At 62.2% G+C, this 17,141-nt stretch carries 13 protein-coding genes; 4 read left to right on the top strand and 9 right to left on the bottom strand.

Annotated elements, in window-relative coordinates; translation table 11 throughout:
- Window position 1 precedes the first annotated feature (1 nt).
- Together BAUR9175_RS04170 and serS are read right to left on the bottom strand one after the other, a co-directional pair.
- The gene (locus BAUR9175_RS04170; RefSeq protein ID WP_101583044.1) at window positions 2–850 is read right to left on the bottom strand and encodes an HAD family hydrolase; all 849 of its coding nucleotides are present in this window, start codon (window positions 848–850) and stop codon (window positions 2–4) included.
- A 28-nt stretch (window positions 851–878) separates the two neighbouring features.
- On the bottom strand, window positions 879–2,159 hold the full coding sequence (gene serS / locus BAUR9175_RS04175; protein ID WP_101583046.1) for a serine--tRNA ligase: 1,281 nt from the start codon (window positions 2,157–2,159) through the stop codon (window positions 879–881).
- A 119-nt stretch (window positions 2,160–2,278) separates the two neighbouring features.
- Here serS and BAUR9175_RS04180 point away from each other — a divergent pair, with 119 nt between their 5' ends.
- The 3 genes from BAUR9175_RS04180 (at window position 2,279) to BAUR9175_RS04190 (ending at window position 7,359) form a co-directional block, all read left to right on the top strand.
- Window positions 2,279–3,394, top strand: coding sequence for a diacylglycerol/lipid kinase family protein (locus BAUR9175_RS04180; protein WP_029416838.1), 1,116 nt, complete (start codon window positions 2,279–2,281; stop codon window positions 3,392–3,394).
- Window positions 3,395–3,568: 174 nt separating this feature from the next.
- The gene (locus BAUR9175_RS04185; RefSeq protein WP_125240796.1) at window positions 3,569–5,755 is read left to right on the top strand and encodes a hypothetical protein; all 2,187 of its coding nucleotides are present in this window, start codon (window positions 3,569–3,571) and stop codon (window positions 5,753–5,755) included.
- Between the two features lie 242 nt (window positions 5,756–5,997).
- Window positions 5,998–7,359 (top strand): COG1361 family protein, encoded by a 1,362-nt coding sequence (locus BAUR9175_RS04190; protein ID WP_009882588.1) that lies wholly within the window; start codon window positions 5,998–6,000, stop codon window positions 7,357–7,359.
- A 149-nt stretch (window positions 7,360–7,508) separates the two neighbouring features.
- Here the strand turns inward: BAUR9175_RS04190 and BAUR9175_RS04195 are convergent, their stop codons facing one another.
- From BAUR9175_RS04195 to BAUR9175_RS04225, 7 genes are all read right to left on the bottom strand, one after another.
- Window positions 7,509–8,381 carry a DUF1206 domain-containing protein gene (locus tag BAUR9175_RS04195; protein ID WP_009882589.1) on the bottom strand — a complete coding sequence of 291 codons (873 nt, stop codon included), beginning with the start codon at window positions 8,379–8,381 and terminating at the stop codon, window positions 7,509–7,511.
- 94 nt (window positions 8,382–8,475) lie between these two features.
- Window positions 8,476–8,919 carry a heat shock protein transcriptional repressor HspR gene (locus BAUR9175_RS04200; protein WP_009882590.1) on the bottom strand — a complete coding sequence of 148 codons (444 nt, stop codon included), beginning with the start codon at window positions 8,917–8,919 and terminating at the stop codon, window positions 8,476–8,478.
- Between the two features lie 14 nt (window positions 8,920–8,933).
- Entirely contained in the window at window positions 8,934–9,953 is a 1,020-nt protein-coding gene (locus BAUR9175_RS04205; protein ID WP_101583050.1) for a DnaJ C-terminal domain-containing protein, read from the bottom strand.
- Window positions 9,954–10,098: 145 nt separating this feature from the next.
- The gene (locus BAUR9175_RS04210) at window positions 10,099–10,818 is read right to left on the bottom strand and encodes a nucleotide exchange factor GrpE (RefSeq protein WP_096178397.1); all 720 of its coding nucleotides are present in this window, start codon (window positions 10,816–10,818) and stop codon (window positions 10,099–10,101) included.
- A complete protein-coding gene (gene dnaK, locus BAUR9175_RS04215) occupies window positions 10,818–12,683 on the bottom strand; it encodes a molecular chaperone DnaK (protein WP_101583051.1) in 1,866 nt (621 codons plus the stop codon). The genes BAUR9175_RS04210 and dnaK overlap by 1 nt, the downstream gene beginning before the upstream one ends.
- A gap of 384 nt (window positions 12,684–13,067) precedes the next feature.
- Window positions 13,068–14,336 carry an alpha-hydroxy acid oxidase gene (locus BAUR9175_RS04220; protein WP_096146267.1) on the bottom strand — a complete coding sequence of 423 codons (1,269 nt, stop codon included), beginning with the start codon at window positions 14,334–14,336 and terminating at the stop codon, window positions 13,068–13,070.
- An 89-nt stretch (window positions 14,337–14,425) separates the two neighbouring features.
- Window positions 14,426–16,117, bottom strand: coding sequence for an L-lactate permease (locus BAUR9175_RS04225; RefSeq protein WP_096162012.1), 1,692 nt, complete (start codon window positions 16,115–16,117; stop codon window positions 14,426–14,428).
- 216 nt (window positions 16,118–16,333) lie between these two features.
- On the opposite strand from BAUR9175_RS04225, the gene BAUR9175_RS04230 reads away from it, so the two are divergent.
- Window positions 16,334–17,140 carry a FadR/GntR family transcriptional regulator gene (locus BAUR9175_RS04230; RefSeq protein ID WP_096146266.1) on the top strand — a complete coding sequence of 269 codons (807 nt, stop codon included), beginning with the start codon at window positions 16,334–16,336 and terminating at the stop codon, window positions 17,138–17,140.
- Window position 17,141: the final 1 nt, after the last annotated feature.

Below are 17,141 nucleotides of genomic sequence, written 5' to 3' on the forward strand. Positions count from 1 at the left end.
GTCAGCCGTGGGTGGCGCGGGAACCGGTGAATGAGAGCACCTTGGCGTCGAGGTCGAAGTAGTCAACGAGGGCAACGGCCAGGCCGTCGTCGTCGACAGACTTCGTCACGACTGAGGCATGTTGCTTGAGCACGTCCTTCGACTGGCCCATGACGATCCCGTGGTGGACCCATTCGATCATTTCGATGTCATTGAGTCCGTCACCGGCGCCGATGGTCAGCTCATGGTCGATTCCAAGTTCAGATTCGACGAGTTCGAGGCCGCTGGCCTTCGAGACACCGTCGGGGGCGATGTCGAGCCAGTTGCTCCAGCCCACCGAATAGCTGACTTCGTGGAGTCCGAGACGGTCAACCGCCTCGGCGAACTCCTCTGCAGTGCCGTTCACCTCACGCATCACGATGCGAGTGGCCCGCTTCTCCAGGAGCTGGTCGAAGTCGACGATGTCGAGCGTGTCCGATTCCGCGAGCTCACCCATGGGGAACGGTCCCGAGGCCCAACGGTGCAGGTCTGGGTCCTCGACGAGGAACAGTGCGCTGGGCAGTGCCTCGTGCATCTTCTCCAGTGCGTCCCTGGGATCGAAGGAGACCACGTGGTGCATCTCCCACCCCAGCGGAGCGGCCGGGTCGAGTTTGACGACGACGGATCCGTTCGAGCAGACGACGAATCCTTCCTTGAGGCCGAGTGCGTGCACGACCTCAAGTGCTCCGGGCAGCGCCCGTCCAGTGGAGATGACGAGATGGTGACCGGCGTCGACAAGCTGGGTCAGCACCTGGCGGACGGGTTCGGACAGGGAGCCGTCGTAGTTGACGACGGTGCCGTCGATGTCGAGCGCGATGAGGTGTTCGGGCAATTTCTCTCCAAGCGTGAGGATCGTGGCTTCAGTAACGCGGGCCCTCTGGTCCCTGTGCGGTCATGCCGCCGAGGTAGGGGCGCAGTGCCGCGGGAACCGTGACCGAGCCGTCGGCCTGCTGGTGGTTTTCCAGGATCGGGACGAGCCAGCGGGTGTTGGCCATGGTTCCGTTGAGTGTGGCGACGGGGCGGGTGGCTCCGTCATAGCGTTCGCGGACCTGCAGGCGACGTGCCTGGAAGGTCGTGCAGTTCGAGGTCGAAGTCAGTTCCCTGTAGGTGCCCTGAGTCGGTACCCAAGCTTCGCAGTCGAACTTGCGTGCCGCGGAGTCGCCGAGGTCACCGGCTGCCGTGTCGATGACGCGGTAGGGCAGTTCGCACAGGCCCAGCATCTTCTCCTGCAGAGAGAGCATGCGCTCGTGTTCAGCCTCGGCGTTCTCGATCTCGACGTAGGCGAACATCTCGACCTTCTGGAACTGGTGGACGCGAATGATTCCGCGGGTGTCTTTGCCGTAGGAACCGGCTTCGCGGCGGTAGCAGGAGGAGATTCCGGCGTAGCGCAGCGGACCGTCGCTCAGGTCGATGATCTCGTCCATGTGGAGTCCGGCCAGGGGCACTTCGGAGGTGCCGACGAGGAACAGGTCATCGGCTTCGAGTCGGTAGACCTCGTCGGCGTGCTCGCCGAGGAAGCCGGTGCCGCGCATAACCTCGGGCTTGACCAGCGTGGGTGTGATGGTCGGGATGAAACCGGCCTCTTCGGCCACATCGCGGGCCAGGTTGAGCAGGGCCATCTCCAGCTTGGCGCCGAATCCGGTGAGGTAGTGGAAGCGCGAACCTGCGACCTTGGTGCCGCGGGCGGTATCGATGGCCTTGAGCGTCTCACCGATCTCGAGGTGGTCGGCAGGCTCGAAGCCGTCGCTGCTGAAGTCGCGGGGCTCGCCCACGGTCTTCAGGGTCACGAAGTTCTCCTCGCCGCCGGAGGGGATTCCCTCGACGATGAGGTTCGGGAGCTTGGACGCGAGCTTGTCGAACGCGAAGGTGGCTTCCTCTGACTCGGCCTGCAGCGCCTTGACCTTGGCCGACTTCTCTTTGCCTGCGGCGATGAGGGCAGGCTTCTCGTCCTTGGGTGCCTTCGCAATCTGGGAGGAGAAGGACTTCTGATCTGCGCGTGCGTCCTCGAACGCGGTGATGGCAGAACGGCGTGCGGAGTCCGCAGCCAGGACTTCGTCGACGAGGTCGACGGACGAGCCGCGGGCCTCCTGCGATGCCTTGAACAGGTCCGGGTTTTCTCTGAGGAGCACTAGATCGATCACCCTCTCAGCTTAACGGTATGGGAGTCTTTTCGATATTCGGCGGGCTCGTAGGAGGGTCAGCGGCGCGCCAGAGGTGGGTGAGCAACTCCCACCCGAGTTGGGCACTGTAAATTTGGGGCATGACCATTGCTTTAGACCCCATGATGACGTGGTTCGTCGTCGCCGGCATCATCGTTGTGCTGATCGTCGCGTTCTTCGTCGGCCACCGCATCGGGACGCGTCGTGCGCTGAGCCGAGTTCGACAGTATGCCCGCGGCACTGACTCTGAGTCGACTGAGATCGAGCTCTCCAGTCGCTACCGGGCCGCCCTCGTCGTCAACCCCACCAAGGCCGATGTCAGCAGACTATCCTCGACCGCCGAGGCGATCTGCCGTTTCGAAGGCTGGAACCCGCCGTTGGTCATCGAGACCACACCAGAGGATTCCGGTGAGGGAGCCACTTCCCGCGCACTCGATGAGGGGGTCGACGTCGTCATCGCCGCCGGCGGTGATGGCACGGTCCGCGCAGTCGCCTCGGCGCTGGCCGGGTCAGAGACACCGATGGGGATCGTCCCACTGGGAACGGGGAATCTGCTGTCGCGAAACCTCGACATCGTCCTCGACAAGACCGAGTGGGCGCTGCGCATCGCACTGTGGGGCCGCAACCGGAAGATCGACGTCGGAACCGCGAAGACCGCCGAGGATGGGGACACTCACGTGTTCACCGTGATGACGGGACTCGGGTTCGATGCGGCCGTCATGGCCGACACCAATTCCGACCTCAAGTCCCGCCTGGGCTGGTTGGCCTATGTCGAAGCCGGGTCCCGGAAGCTCGTCGGTCGACCCAGCCAGGTGAAGGTGACCTTCGACGACGACTATCGGGTCTCGGCCCGCGTGCGTTCGGTCCTCGGCGGCAACTGCGGAAAGTTGCAGGGCGGCATTCAGCTGCTGCCCCAGGCTGTCATCGATGACGGGATGCTCGACGTCCTCATCGTCAGCCCGAAGAACCTGGGCCAGTGGGTCGGCGTCCTGGCCTCCGTGCTGGGCCGGAAGACCTCGAAGGGTCTGCACACGGACATTCGCAAGTGCCAGAAGGTCGTCATCGAATCCGGCGAGGAACTCGATGTGCAGCTGGACGGAGATCCGATCGGCCAGTCAGGATATCTGGCGATGGAGGTCATGCCCGCAGCGCTGACCGTTCGTGTGCCGACGGTCGAGCAGCGCAAGCAGATCCGAGCCGAGGCCTGGCCCATCTGAGGGCAAAGGCCCGGTAGTTACCGAATAGTTACATCACGGGAGTGTTTCACTGCGCACCCTTTGTTCACCAAAGTGTTACTGCAAATACCACTGAACAAAACTTACGCAAATAGTTTAGAGAATCCTTCGAACCTAGTATGAGTTTCAGATGTGCACCCCCTCACACTCTCTAGATTGAAGGCACTGACAATGAAGAAGCTCATTCTCGCGCCGGCCGTGGCCCTCGCGTTCACAGGTCTGGTGGCCGCCCCAGTCGCCGCCGCCGAGACCCCCTCCACCCATTCCGCGTCTGCCAAGGCTGAAGCAAAGGCCGAGCAGGACAAGAAGGACAAAGAAGCGGCCGACAAGCTCGCCAAGGAAGAGGCCGCGCAGAAGAAGGCCGACGAGGAAAAGGCCGCTGCTGAGAAGGAAGCCAAAGAGAAGGCTGAGCAGGAGAAGAAGGACGCAGCCGAGAAGAAGGCTGCTGACAAGAAGGCCGCAGCCAAGAAAGCAGCCGACGATAAGAAGAAGGCTGACGACAAGGCAGACAAGAAGTCCGGCGATGATGCCAAGGACGCGAAGAAGCCTGCGCCGAAGGATGACGAGCCGAAGAAGGACGACTCCGACGACAAGGACGATGTCGAGGAGATCAACGCTCAGCTGAAGGTCGCCGCCTCGTCGGTTTCGGCCGAAGATCTCGCCACCAAGGGAGTCAAGGTCACGGTCACCGGACTGGAGAAGGGTGACAAGCTCTCAACCTCCGGCCTGAGCGCACCGGCCACGACGGCCTCCGGCTCGACCGCAACTCTCAACGTCAAGTACAACGGCGATGCAGAAGACCTCACCGAAGGCTCGAAGGCCCTCACCGTCAAGGTCCAGCGCGAAGGCGTCTCGGCCGAGAGCCTGCAGACTCAGGTTAAGGTCACTAAGGCCGACGTTGACCCCAAGGTCTCGCTCACTGTCGATCCCGAGGAGATCACCGCCGAGGATCTCGCGAACAAGGACAAGGGCGTCACCGTCACCGTCTCTGGCGTGAAAGAGGGCGACAAGATCAAAGACTCCCTGACCGGAGATACCGAAACCGCCGAAAAAGACGGCGACTACAAGCTACACCTTTACTACCAGGGTGCAGCTGAAGATCTCGCCGAGGGTAAGAAGTCGTTCACAGTCACCATCGATCGCGAAGGCGAAGATTCGGTCACCCTCGAAGGAGAGATCAACGTCGTCGACGAGGTCTCCGACGTTGACCCGAAGGTCTCGCTCTCAACCAATGAGATCTCGGTCGAGGACTTCAAGAAGGATGGACTCAAGTTCACCGGTGAGGGCTTCAGCCCCAACGGCACCGTCAGTGTCCAGGGCGAAGCCGTTTCGGCACAGAGTGCCGCACCACAGGCTGACAAGGCCACTGCCGACGAGGATGGCAATGTCAGCGGAGTTGTGACCGCGCCTGAATCGATCGAAGCTGGCAAGTACTCGCTCACCTTCATCGACGATGAGACCGGTAAAAAGAGCGCCCCGGTCGAAGTCACCGTCACCGAGGACGACGCCGTTGAGGCGATCGATGCATCGCTCAAGGTTGACCCCAAGGAGATCACCGCAGCGGATCTCGCCAACAAGGACAAGGGCGTCACCGTCACCGTCACCGGCGTGAAAAAGGGTGACAAGATCACCGACTCGCTGACCGGAGACACCGAGACAGCCGAGGCCGACGGCGACTACAAACTCCACCTCTACTACCAGGGCAACCCCGACAGCCTCGAAGAAGGCAAGGTTCCGTTCACGGTCACCATCGACCGCGAAGGCACCGAGTCGGAGACACTCAATGGCAACATCACCGTCGTCGCCGAAGACAAAGAAGACGGCGACGACGGCGACGGAGGAGATACCCCCGAAGCGCCAGCAGAAGCATCGTTCACGGTCTCGCCGAAGACGCTCGAAGCAGCGGACTTCGCCAACGACAAGAAGGGCGTCACCCTGGCCGTCGAGGACTGCGAACCCGGCGCGGATGTGCACTTCGAAGTCACCCCTAAGGGCATCCAGGTCACCGCGTACGAGAACACGGTCCAGGCCGACGACGAGGGCAAGGCTTCGGTCAATGTCTTCGGCACCTCTGACAACGTTTCAGCTTATGTCGGCGACTACACCGCCAGCGCAACCTGCGGCGATGACTCGATGAAGGAATCATTCACAGTCACCGCCGGCGCAGATGGCGGCGGAAGCGACGGCGGCGACAACGGCGGCAACGATGGCAGCCAGCTGCCACGCACCGGTGCAGACCTTGGTGGTCTTGCCTCGGGAGCGATGCTCCTCCTCGTCGGTGGAGCCGCAATCGCCATGACCGGTCGTCGCAAGAAGGTCGGACAGTCACCTACCGACTTCTGATGAACACTGCAGATGATCAACTCAAATAGGTGAGCATCTGAGCCTGCAACTGGGTGCGGCCCCGGCTTCGGTCGGGGCCGCACCCATGTCCAACACGCCCATTGCTCTAACTGGTCAACGACGCCTGTGACTGATCTGTACGACAACTGTGAACAAAACGACCACAACTATGCTCGTTGTAAATATTTCATTATTGTTACCTTCGTAGGACATCATCCTCAGCTGCTTAAACGAAGGACATCATGAAGAAGCTTGTACTCGCCCCCGCAGTGGCCCTGGCCATCACCGGCCTTGCCGCATCCCCAGTAATGGCTGCACCTGAGACCCCCGCTCAGACACAGCCCACATCACAGACTGGCGCACTCCAGAAGGCCAAAGTCTCTGGCGCAACTTCAGCGGACGCTCAGGCCGGAACCATCGGAGTCTCCGCCGACAGCGTCACCGTCGAAGAATTCGCCGAAAACGGCGTCGGAATCGCGGGCGAAGGACTGACCCCAGACACCGAGTACGCACTCGCTGTAACCCCTGCCGATGGACAGGCCGTCAACCCATATGAAACGACCGTCACCACTGACGCAAGTGGTGCGTTTGAGACGGCAGTCGAAGGCGTAGGAGAACCCAACCCCGCGTTCGTAGGCAGCTACACCGTGACTGTGACTAACCCAGAAGACGCCGAAGACTCAGCCACGACTACCTTCAAGGTCACCGGCGACGCCGAAGAGCCAGAAGCACCCGCAGTCGACCCGAAGGTCTCCCTCAACACCGAGAAGATCTCCGCCTCGGACTTCGAAAAGGACGGCCTCAAAGTCACCGGCGAGGGCTTCACCCCCGACAGCGCAGTGACTGTGCTGGGCAACGCCACTCAGTCGCCCTTCTTCCAGGAAGAGGTCAAGGCCGACGAAGACGGCAAGATCAGCACCACCGTCGAGGCACCAGAAGATGGCCTCGAACCAGGCGACTACTCGGTCTCCGCAGTCGACGCCGAAAGCGAAGAAGTCTCGAACTCTGCCAAGTTCACCGTCACCGCAGACGAGACCGAAGAGCCCAAGCCCACCACTCCGGCCGCTGAAGCCACGCTGAAGGTCTCGCCTGAGACCATTGAGGCCGCTGACTTCGTCGTGGAGAACAAGGGTGTCACCCTGGCAGTCGAGAACTGCGAGCCAGGCTCGGACGTTCACTACCTCGTCACCCCCAAGGGCAACTCGAACGTCACCGCCTACGACAACACCGTCAAGGCCGATGACGAGGGCAATGCCTCCGTCAACGTCTACGGCACCTCTGCCAATGACCCATCGGCCTACCTCGGCGACTACGACGTCACCGTCACCTGTGGCGACGACGAGCTCACCGGAGCCTTCACCGTCAGCGATGACGCCAACGCCGGCGGCAGCGACGGAAACGAAGATGGCAATGAAGACGGCAACGCAGACGGCGGTAACGGCGGCGATGATGACGGCAACGGAAACGGTGGCGGCGACCTGCCTCGCACCGGTACCGAGCTGACCGGCCTCGTCGGCGGAGCTGCTCTCCTCCTCATCGGTGGAGCCGCAGTCACCATGACCATGCGTCGCAAGAAGGCCGTCGAGGATCCTTCAGCGATCTGATAAGTCGGCCGTCGCAGCGGCGATGACAATGTAAGAAGAGTGCGAGCCCGTGGAGGGTTCGCACTCTTCTTGCATTCACGTTCGGACATCCCTGTTGGGCGGCTATTTCCCGGCATAAGGAATTGTGCCGATGTGCCGTGCCCGAGGCATCAATCCATCCGGTCGTACCGAGCACGCAGACTGAGGAAGACTCCGTAGAGCACAAGACCAGCACCCACAGCGAGCATGAGCACAGTGCCGAACGGCTGGTCGCGCATCGCTTTGAGCGCTCCGTCAATTCCCGTGAACTCTTCGGGGTCACCGGTCATCGCCGAGACGACGACGAGCGCTCCGACTGCCAGCAGCGTCGCGCCTTTGCCCAAATATCCGATGATGCCAGTGGCAATCAGCAGCGTGCTCACCGGAGCCTTACGTGGCATCCGCAGCTCGTCCATCCATTTGAGGCGGATCCCGGCGATACAGAAACCGATGCCGATCATGACGATCACAACCCCGATCGCTGCGAGGATGTACAGGCCGCCCGGGGCCTTCGCCAGGGTCGTCGATGCCTGAGAGCTGGTCTTGCCTGAATCAGATCCGCCGCCGATGACGGACTGGGCGAACGTCAGGGCAACTGCGGCATAGGCAACAGCGGAACCGATCGTTTTGATGAATTCGACCCATCTGCGGCGTCCCTGCCGATGCTGAGGGGCATTCGTGCCGGCTCCGCGCAGAGAGGCGGAACCGAAGAAGGCGTTGAACACACACCAGAGGGCCATCAGCCCACAGCCGATCAGGCACAGGACGATGAGCACCATGCCGAACGGCTGTGCGGCCATCTGTTGGACCGCACCCGATTGATCCGCCTCGCCACCGCGACCGAGTCCAACGGCAACCGCGGTGGCTCCGAGGATGATGTGCACGATTCCATTCGCGACGAAACCAGCTCGCGCAACCCGTTCGAACCACTTGCTGTCCGCAGCTTCTTGGGCCGCGTCGTCGGCCGAGTCCGCGGCACTTTTGAGCTTGTCAGTTTCGTCCATGAACGACATTCTGGCACAGCACGGTCGGTGTAGTGACGAATGCCGGCGTCGACTACAAGAGGCTGCGCCGCGGGCAGCCTCCAATCTCAGTTGCTTACCGGCGTCTGAACCTGTTGTAGAGAACCATCGCACCCGGCTCGGGCCGACCCCGGGGCCGCCTGCCACGCGAGATCGAGACGACGTCACCAGCAGTGCCGGCAGCGAAGACACGAGCTTCGCGTTCCTTCGCTGACATCCGAGACCTGACTTCGGTCTCCAGCTCCTCGTTCCGGGACTTGAGCGCATCGACCTGATTCTGCAGGTCGATGATCTTCTTGATCCCGACGAGGTTAACGCCTTCGTCCTGCGAGAGCTGCTGGATCATGCGCAGCTCGGCGATGTCCTGACCGGAGTAGCGACGACCGCGTCCTGCCGTGCGCTCGGGGGTGACGAGACCCAGTCGGTCATACTGCCGCAAGGTCTGCGGGTGCATACCCGCCAGATCCGCCGCCACCGAGATGACATACACCGCAGCACTCGACGAAATGTGCATGTGCATTGTGTTTCATCACCTCAACTGGCTTTGGCCTTGTCCAGGAGGCCGGCGCGGGGGTCTTCACCCTCGGTCGCAGTCCTGAACGACTCGACCGCAGCCTTGGCCTCCTTGGACAGGTTCTTCGGCACCGCGATCTGGACCGTAGCCAGCAGATCGCCGGTGCCTTTCTTCGTCTTCACACCTTTGCCCCGCACGCGCAGGGTCCGTCCCGAGGGTGTCCCCGGTGCGACCTTGACCTTGACGGGCGTTCCGCCCAGGGTCGGCACCTTGACCTCAGCGCCGAGGGCCGCCTCGTCGAAGCTGACGGGCAGGTCCATGCGCAGATTGTCACCGTCACGGGTGAATACCGGGTGCGGTTTCACGTGCACGGTGAGGATCACGTCGCCGGGCTCGCCGCCGTTCGGACTGGTCTTGCCCTTGCCGGCCAGGCGGATCTTCTGCCCGTCCTTGACCCCGATCGGTGTACGCACGGTCAGCGGCTTCCCACCCGGCATGTTCAGCTTCACCGAGGCTCCGTTGATCGCTTCGGTGAACGACAGGGTGGTGTTGGACTTGATGTCCCCGCCCTTGGTCGGTGGCGAATAGCCGCCGCCGAAACCGCCACCGCCGTAGCCTCCTCCGCCGAAGCCGTTGAGAAGGTCAGCGAGATCTGGGGGCACGTCTCCCCCGCCTCCGCCGTAGGGCGAGCGGGTCCGTGTCCGTCCGCCTCCGCCGAAGAGGTCGGAGAATACGTCGTCGAATCCGCCGCCGGAACCGCCTGCGGGTCCACCGGAACCGGTGAACCTGGCTCCGCCGCCCATGGCGCGGACCTGGTCATACTGGGCGCGGGATTCCTTGTCAGACAGCACCTGATGTGCCTGGCCGAGCTCCTTGAACTTGTCTTCAGCCTTGGAGTCACCTGGGTTAGCATCCGGGTGGTACTTGCGTGCCAGCTTGCGGTAGGCCTTTTTGATCTCTGCGTCGGAAGCATCTTTGGAGACGCCGAGGGTCTTGTAGAAGTCCTTTTCGAACCAATCATTCTGAGGACCGGTATTCACCTGGCACCTCCTTCCGTGTCTTCTTCATCAGTGTATTCAATTGTCTCCTCACAATCCGCAACCCCGGGATTGTCATCCCGGGTGATCCGGACCGCCGCCGAGGTGGTTCCACGGTGGTGGGACCACCTCGGCGAGGGTGTGGTTCTCAGTCTTCCGGCTGCTGCACGCCGACGCGTGCCGCACGGATGACCCGGTCACCCATGCGATAGCCCGGCTGCATGACCAGGAAGACGGTCGGAGTCTCGACGTCGTCCGATGGCTGCTGCATGAGTGCCTCGTGCAGCCGCGGATCGAACTCGTCGCCGACTTCACCGTACTGCTCGACGCCGACCTTGTTCAGCGAGTCGACCAGCTTCTTCACGTGGGTCTCGAAAGGCCCCGTGACGTCGCCGTTCTCCTGCGCCAGGCGCACTTCGTCGAGTACTGGGATCAGGGCCTCGACGGCCTTGATCGTTCCACCGGTCGCAGCCCGCTCGCGTTCGCGATCGGCCCGCATCCGGTAGGCGGCGTACTCGGCGTTGATGCGTTTGAGGTCGGCCAGGTGCGCTGCAGCCTCAGTTCCCGGTGCGGGTTCGGCAGCCTCTTCGCCCTGAGCAGCCTCGGTGTCGTTCAACGTCGAAGCGTCGGCCGGGATGTCGACGCCGAGGTCGCTGGCATCAGCCAGATCCTCCTCCGCGCCCTGGACGTCGTCGGCGCCTGCGGCACCGGTGGCGTCGTTCGCGACATCGGCCTCACCGGTCTCCGCCGAGGCCGACGCTGAGTCGGCCTCTGGGCGGAGTTCACCGGTGTCCGGATCAATCCGGCGCTTGTCGCTGAAGGTGAAGCCTGGCTCCTCGGACGACGGATCGTTGCCCTCGGAAGTCATTACTTCTTCTCCTCGTCCTCTTCGTCGACAACCTCAGCGTCGACGACATCGTCGTCAGCGCTTGCATCTGCACCGGCTGCGGTCTCTTCACCAGCGGCGCCTTCGGCACCACCCTGCTGGCTGTAGATGGCTTCGCCGATCTTCTGCTGGTTCTCGACGAGCTTGTCGTAGGCAGTCTTCACTGCATCGTCGTCTTCACCCTTGAGCGCTTCCTTGAGAGCCTCAACGTCCGAGTTGATCTCGGTCTTGACCTCTTCGGGCAGCTTGTCCTCGTTGTCGGTGACGAGCTTCTCGGTCTGGTAGGCGAGGTTCTCCGCATTGTTGCGAGTGTCAGCGGCCTCACGGCGCTTCTTGTCCTCGTCTGCGTGCTCTTCGGCTTCCTTGACCATGCGGTCGATGTCTTCCTTCGGGAGCGCGGAACCGCCGGTGATCGTCATCGACTGCTCGGTGCCGGTGCCCTTGTCGGTGGCCGACACGTGCACGATGCCGTTGGCGTCGATGTCGAAGGCGACCTCGATCTGCGGCACGCCGCGAGGAGCCGGAGCGATGCCGGTCAGCTCGAAGGTGCCCAGGTTCTTGTTGTCGCGAGTGAACTCACGCTCACCCTGGAAGACCTGGATCGACACGGAGGGCTGGTTGTCCTCAGCGGTGGTGAAGGTCTCCGAACGCTTGGTCGGGATCGGGGTGTTGCGCTCGATGAGCTTGGTCATCACGCCGCCCTTGGTCTCGAGTCCGAGCGAGAGCGGGGTGACGTCGATGAGCAGAACGTCCTTGCGCTCACCCACGAGGACACCGGCCTGCACGGCTGCGCCGATCGCGACGACCTCATCGGGGTTGACGCCCTTGTTGGGCTCCTTGCCTCCGGTGAGTTCGGTGACGACGGCGGAGACGGCGGGCATACGGGTCGAACCGCCGACGAGCACGACGTGGTCGATCTCGTTAACGGACACGCCTGCGTCCTTCATGACTGCGTGGAACGGAGCCTTGGTGCGCTCGAGGAGGTCCTTGGTCAGGTCCTCGAACTTCGCGCGGGTCAGGGTCTCATCCAGGTGGATGGGTCCGTTCTCGCTCATCGACAGGTACTGCAGCGAGATGTTGGTGCTGGTGGCCGAGGAGAGTTCCTTCTTGGCCTGCTCCGAAGCTTCTTTCAGACGCTGGATTGCGGTTGCGTCCTTGCTCAGGTCGACGCCGTATCCGTTCTTGACCTCACCGACGAGCCAGTCGACGATGCGCTGATCCCAGTCGTCGCCGCCGAGGCGGTTGTCGCCCGAGGTCGCACGGACCTGAATCGTGGAGAAGTCGTCTTCGTCCTTGCCGACTTCCAGCAGGGAGACGTCGAACGTACCGCCGCCGAGGTCGAAGACCAGAATGGTCTCGTCTTCCTTGCCGCGCTCGAGGCCGTAGGCCAGAGCTGCAGCGGTGGGCTCGTTGATGATGCGCGAGACCTTGAGTCCTGCGATCTCACCGGCATCCTTGGTGGCCTGACGCTCGGCGTCATTGAAGTATGCGGGAACGGTGATGACTGCGTCAGTCACGTCTTCCTGCAGGTATTCCTCAGCGTCGTGCTTGAGCTTCTGCAGGATACGGGCGGAGATCTCCGGAGCGGACATCTTCTTGCCGCCGATCTCGGTGGACCAGTCGGTGCCCATGTGGCGCTTGACCGAAGCGACGGTGTTCTTGATGTTCGTGACGGCCTGGCGCTTGGCGATTTCGCCGACCAGGGAGTCGCCGTTCTTGTTGACAGCAACGACGGATGGGGTCGTGCGACCGCCTTCCGCGTTCGCGATGACCTTAGGGTCACCGCCTTCGAGGACTGTGACGACGGAGTTCGTGGTTCCGAGGTCGATTCCAACTGCACGTGCCATAACGTTTCTCCTTACATATCGTGAGTACTCTCGACTCGAATGTGTGCGATCGGGCGGATCCACCACCGGGCTTCCACAGCATTTCCTGCTGCGGGGACGAGCGGTGGACCCACTCGACCGCACACATTGAGCCAACTGCACTCAAGTATTATCTTCGTGACTCGAGCAGTCAAGCTCAGCCTCACTAAAGTTGCGTACACTAGACTCAACTTTGCGGAGCGAAGGTTTATTCCGCGGGGGAGAAAAAGTTTTTAGGACAGCCCTCCGCTGCTCCCCGACAGGGCACTTGACGTCGCAGCTCAGCCACTGGTGCCGCATGACTCACAGCAGAAACGGCCCACGGAGAATTCCGCAGACCGCTTCCACAGTGGAGATGACGAGGCCTCAGGACAGGTCGGTCCTCGGATTCGCACCATCCAGCTGACCATCCCGACTGAACCTGCGCAGCTGGGTCACATGGCTCGGGTTGAGCTCGGCGACGCTTGAGACCTGAAGCAGCTTCATCGTCCGCTCAATCTGTTCGCTGAGTATCGCGATCGTCCGGTCCACTCCTGCTCGACCGCCGGCCATGAGGCCGAAGAGGTAGGCGCGACCGATGAGCGTGAAGTCCGCGCCCAGGGCCAGGGACGCGACGATGTCGGCGCCGTTGCGGATTCCGGTGTCGATGATGATCTCCACGTCCTTGCCGATCTCGCGAGCCACCTCGGGGAGGAGTTCGAAGGGCACGGGCGCGCGATCGAGCTGGCGCCCGCCGTGGTTAGACAGGACGATCGAATCGACGCCGAGGTCGGCCAGCTTCTTCGCATCAGCGACGGTCTGGACTCCCTTGACCGCGAACTTACCCGGCCACATCTTGCGGATCTCCGCCAGATCGTCGAAGTCGATCGACGGGTCCATCGCCGAGTTGAGCAGCTCGCCGACCGTTCCGCCGGTCTCCGACAGGGACGCGAACTCGAGCTTCTGGGTGGTCAGGAAGTCCCACCACCACCACGGACGCGGGATGGCATTGAGAATGGTCTTCGGCGTCAGCTGCGGCGGGATAGCGAAACCATTGCGGGTATCGCGCAGCCGTGCACCGGCGATCGGGGTGTCGACCGTGAAGAAGAGAGTGTCGTACCCTGCTGCGGCGGCCCTCTCAACGAGACCATAGGAGATTTCCCGCTCGCGCATCACATAGAGCTGGAACCAGTTCCGACCTTCCGGGTTGACCTTCTTCACGTCCTCGATCGAGGTCGTTCCCAGAGTGGACAAGGTGAACGGAATGCCCGCAGCACCGGCCGCGGAGGCTCCGGCGATCTCGCCTTCGGTCTGCATCAGCCGGGTGAACCCGGTCGGTGCGATACCGAAGGGCATCGCCGAACTGCCGCCGAGGATCTGAGTCGTCGTATCGACGTGCGAGACATCGTTGAGGATGGAGGGGTGGAACTCGACGTCCTGGAAAGACTGAACCGAGCGCTCCATCGAGATCTCGCCTTCGGCCGCACCGTCGGTGTAGTCGAACGCAGCAGCCGGGGTGCGGCGCTTGGCGATCTGGCGCAGGTCCTCGATCGTCAATGCAGCATCGAGACGACGCTTCCGGGAATTGAGCTCGAACTTCTTGAACTTCATCAGCTCTAAGATCTCGGACGGATTGGGCAACTGTCTCTTGACCATGGGCACTGCCTCTTTCTCTTCAGTTCGTATTTTCAGCTAGGTGGTTTCAGTGTTCTGTCTTCAGCTTGCGGGCTTCAGATCACGGAGTTTCAGGCTCCACCGGGAAGCATCCAGGACAGGACGGTCGACTGCAGACCAACCAGCAGACACATGACGACGAGCATGCCCAGCGACCACCAGATGACGCGGCGGAAGATCGAGGACTCCTGGCCGAGGAGGCCGACCGCTGTGGCTGCGATGGTGAGGTTCTGCGGGCTGATCATCTTGCCCACGACGCCTCCGGAGCTGTTGGCGGCCACCAGCAGGACGGGATCGATTCCGGCCTTCGTCGCGGCCGTCTGCTGCAGTGTCGCGAACAGTGCGTTGGCGCTGGTGTCGGAACCGGTCACCGCCGTGCCGAGCCAGCCGAGGATTGGCGAGAGGAAGGCGAACAGTGCCCCGGTCCCGGCGATCCAGGTGCCGATTGTGATCGTCTGGCCCGACAGGTTCATGACGTAGGCCAGTGCCAGGACAAGTCCGACGGTGAGGATGGAGAATCGCATTTTGACGACATTGTCGACGAAGACCTGGACTGCGTCCTTGACGGTCATCTTGTACACGATGGCGACGATGATGCCTGAGACCAGCAGCATCGTGCCCGGTGATGACAACCATTGGAAGTTGTAGACCGTGCTCGTCGACAGCTCTCCGGCAGCGGTCATGATGTTCCCGTCAAGCCCCGGCCAAGGAATCTTGATATCGGTGCTGGCCAACCATTTGTCGATGACTGGGATCAGCTTGGCACCGGAGAAGATGACGATGACCATGAGGTAGGGGAAGAGCGCCATGAAGACGCGCTTGCCGGTCAGAGGTGCAGCCTTCGTGTCCACCGTGGTCGTCACGGCTGCGGCTGCTCCACCAGCATCGGGAGCGCTGGCCTTCTCCTTACTGCGCTCGTCTGCCATCTTGTCCAGCGCGTCCTGGCCGCCGACTGGCTTCCAGAACTGGAGCATGACCACGGCAGCAGCAAGGCCCATGAGCGAGGCGACGATGTCCGTCATCTCGACCGAGAGATAGTTCGCGGAGACGAACTGTGCTGCTCCGAACACGATCCCGACGACCAGAGCAAGTGGCCACAGCTGACGCAGACCGCGCTTGCCGTCAACGAGGAAGATGAGGAACAGCGGCACGACGGCAGCCAGCAACGGAGTCTGGTGACCGACCATGGCACCGATCTCTTTGTAATCGATCCCGGTGAGGTTACCGGCGGTGATGATCGGGATGGCGATCGCACCGAAGGCGACCGGAGCGGTGTTGGCCACCAGCACGACGACTGCTGCACGCATGGCGGTGAAGCCGACTGCGATGAGCATGACACCGGTGATGGCAACCGGGGCACCGAATCCGGCAAGGGCTTCGAGCAGTCCTCCGAAGCAGAAGGCGACCAGGATCGCCTGCACGCGAGGATCATCGGAGATGACGTTGATGACCAACCTGAGGTCTTCGAAGTGTCCTGACTTCACCGTCAGTTCGTAGAGCCAGATGGCGGTGATGACGATCCACATGATCGGGAACAGCCCGAAGGCGAATCCCTGGCTGGCTGAGAGCCCCGCCAGTCCGACCGGCATGCCGTAGACGAAGATGGCAACGATCAGGGCGACGATTACGGCTGCCAGCCCGGCCCAGTGGGCCTTCCACTTCAAGAACCCGAGGGTGACGAAGATGGTCAGCAGCGGCAGCAGCGCAACCAGCGATGACCGCATGAGGCTGTCTGCAAGTGGGGCGATTTCAGGAGTGTACATATTTTCTCCTACACGGTCGGTGCTCGACTCCAGCGTCTGCGGTTCGACGATGAACGCGCCCCGAACATGCATACTCGATTGGTTTAAGTATGTCCTTTGTGTGGTCAGACCACTAAAGTGAGTGTAGGACTGAATGTGATCCAGGTCAAGGATTTGCTCCCGATGAGGAAGGGTCCTACTCATGGGATGATGGCGAGGTGCGAAAAGTGAGTACTCATGCCCAGTGAATCAGTCCGCAAGGACGACGACACCGCCGCAGGTCACACCGTCAATGCGCCTCAGGGACCGAGCTGGAAGCCGGTTGCCCGATCGAGCACCCACGAGCTCGTCATCAATGCGATCGAGGAGCAGATCACCTCCGGGTCCCTCACCGTCGGCGATCCGCTCCCCTCGGAACGGGAGCTGGCTGCCAAGCTTCAGGTCAGTCGCGCGGCGGTGCGTGAGGCCCTGCGGGTCATGGAGTCACTCGGCGTCATCGTCTCGAATGTCGGCTCAGGAAAATCGGCGGGCACCTTCATCGCCTCTATGCCCAAGGAGGCGCTGACTCGGTTCCTGCGCCTCCACGTGGCTCTGGCGAACTTCAGCATCGAGGAGGCCATCGAAACACGCATCCAGCTGGAGCGCTCAAGCACCGCGCTGGCGACGGGACGGGTCCACGATGACGCGCTGGCCGGCATGAATGCCTCATTGGCGATCATGGACACTCCGGGCGTGAGCCTGGAGACCTTCAACGATGCCGATACCGCCTTCCACGTCGCCATCGCCCATGCTTCGAACAATCAGCTGCTCTCGGATCTCACGGAAGCCATCCGCGGTTCTCTGCGGCGACCCATCCTCGATGCCTTCCACGAGGTCGAGGATCCGCGCGCTCTGATGGCGCAGCTGCAGGAAGAGCACCATGCGATCATGCAGGCGATCGTCGACCGCGACACCGATCACGCGGTGCAGCTGACCGAGGATCACATCCGATCGGCCACCGCCGCCCTGCCGCAGCTGACCAATCAGAGCCGGGCAGGCAGCTGAG

This window comes from Brevibacterium aurantiacum (genome assembly GCF_900169065.1).
GTDB lineage: Bacteria > Actinomycetota > Actinomycetes > Actinomycetales > Brevibacteriaceae > Brevibacterium > Brevibacterium aurantiacum.

Excerpts from the sequence above, each read along its gene's own strand:
- BAUR9175_RS04180 (WP_029416838.1), top strand. The coding sequence starts at position 2,279 with ATGACCATTGCTTTAGACCCCATGATGACGTGGTTCGTCGTCGCCGGC.
- BAUR9175_RS04190 (WP_009882588.1), top strand. The coding sequence starts at position 5,998 with ATGAAGAAGCTTGTACTCGCCCCCGCAGTGGCCCTGGCCATCACCGGC.
- BAUR9175_RS04195 (WP_009882589.1), bottom strand. The coding sequence starts at position 8,381 with ATGGACGAAACTGACAAGCTCAAAAGTGCCGCGGACTCGGCCGACGAC.
- BAUR9175_RS04200 (WP_009882590.1), bottom strand. The coding sequence starts at position 8,919 with ATGCACATGCACATTTCGTCGAGTGCTGCGGTGTATGTCATCTCGGTG.
- BAUR9175_RS04210 (WP_096178397.1), bottom strand. The coding sequence starts at position 10,818 with ATGACTTCCGAGGGCAACGATCCGTCGTCCGAGGAGCCAGGCTTCACC.
- dnaK (WP_101583051.1), bottom strand. The coding sequence starts at position 12,683 with ATGGCACGTGCAGTTGGAATCGACCTCGGAACCACGAACTCCGTCGTC.
- BAUR9175_RS04220 (WP_096146267.1), bottom strand. The coding sequence starts at position 14,336 with ATGGTCAAGAGACAGTTGCCCAATCCGTCCGAGATCTTAGAGCTGATG.
- BAUR9175_RS04225 (WP_096162012.1), bottom strand. The coding sequence starts at position 16,117 with ATGTACACTCCTGAAATCGCCCCACTTGCAGACAGCCTCATGCGGTCA.
- BAUR9175_RS04230 (WP_096146266.1), top strand. The coding sequence starts at position 16,334 with ATGCCCAGTGAATCAGTCCGCAAGGACGACGACACCGCCGCAGGTCAC.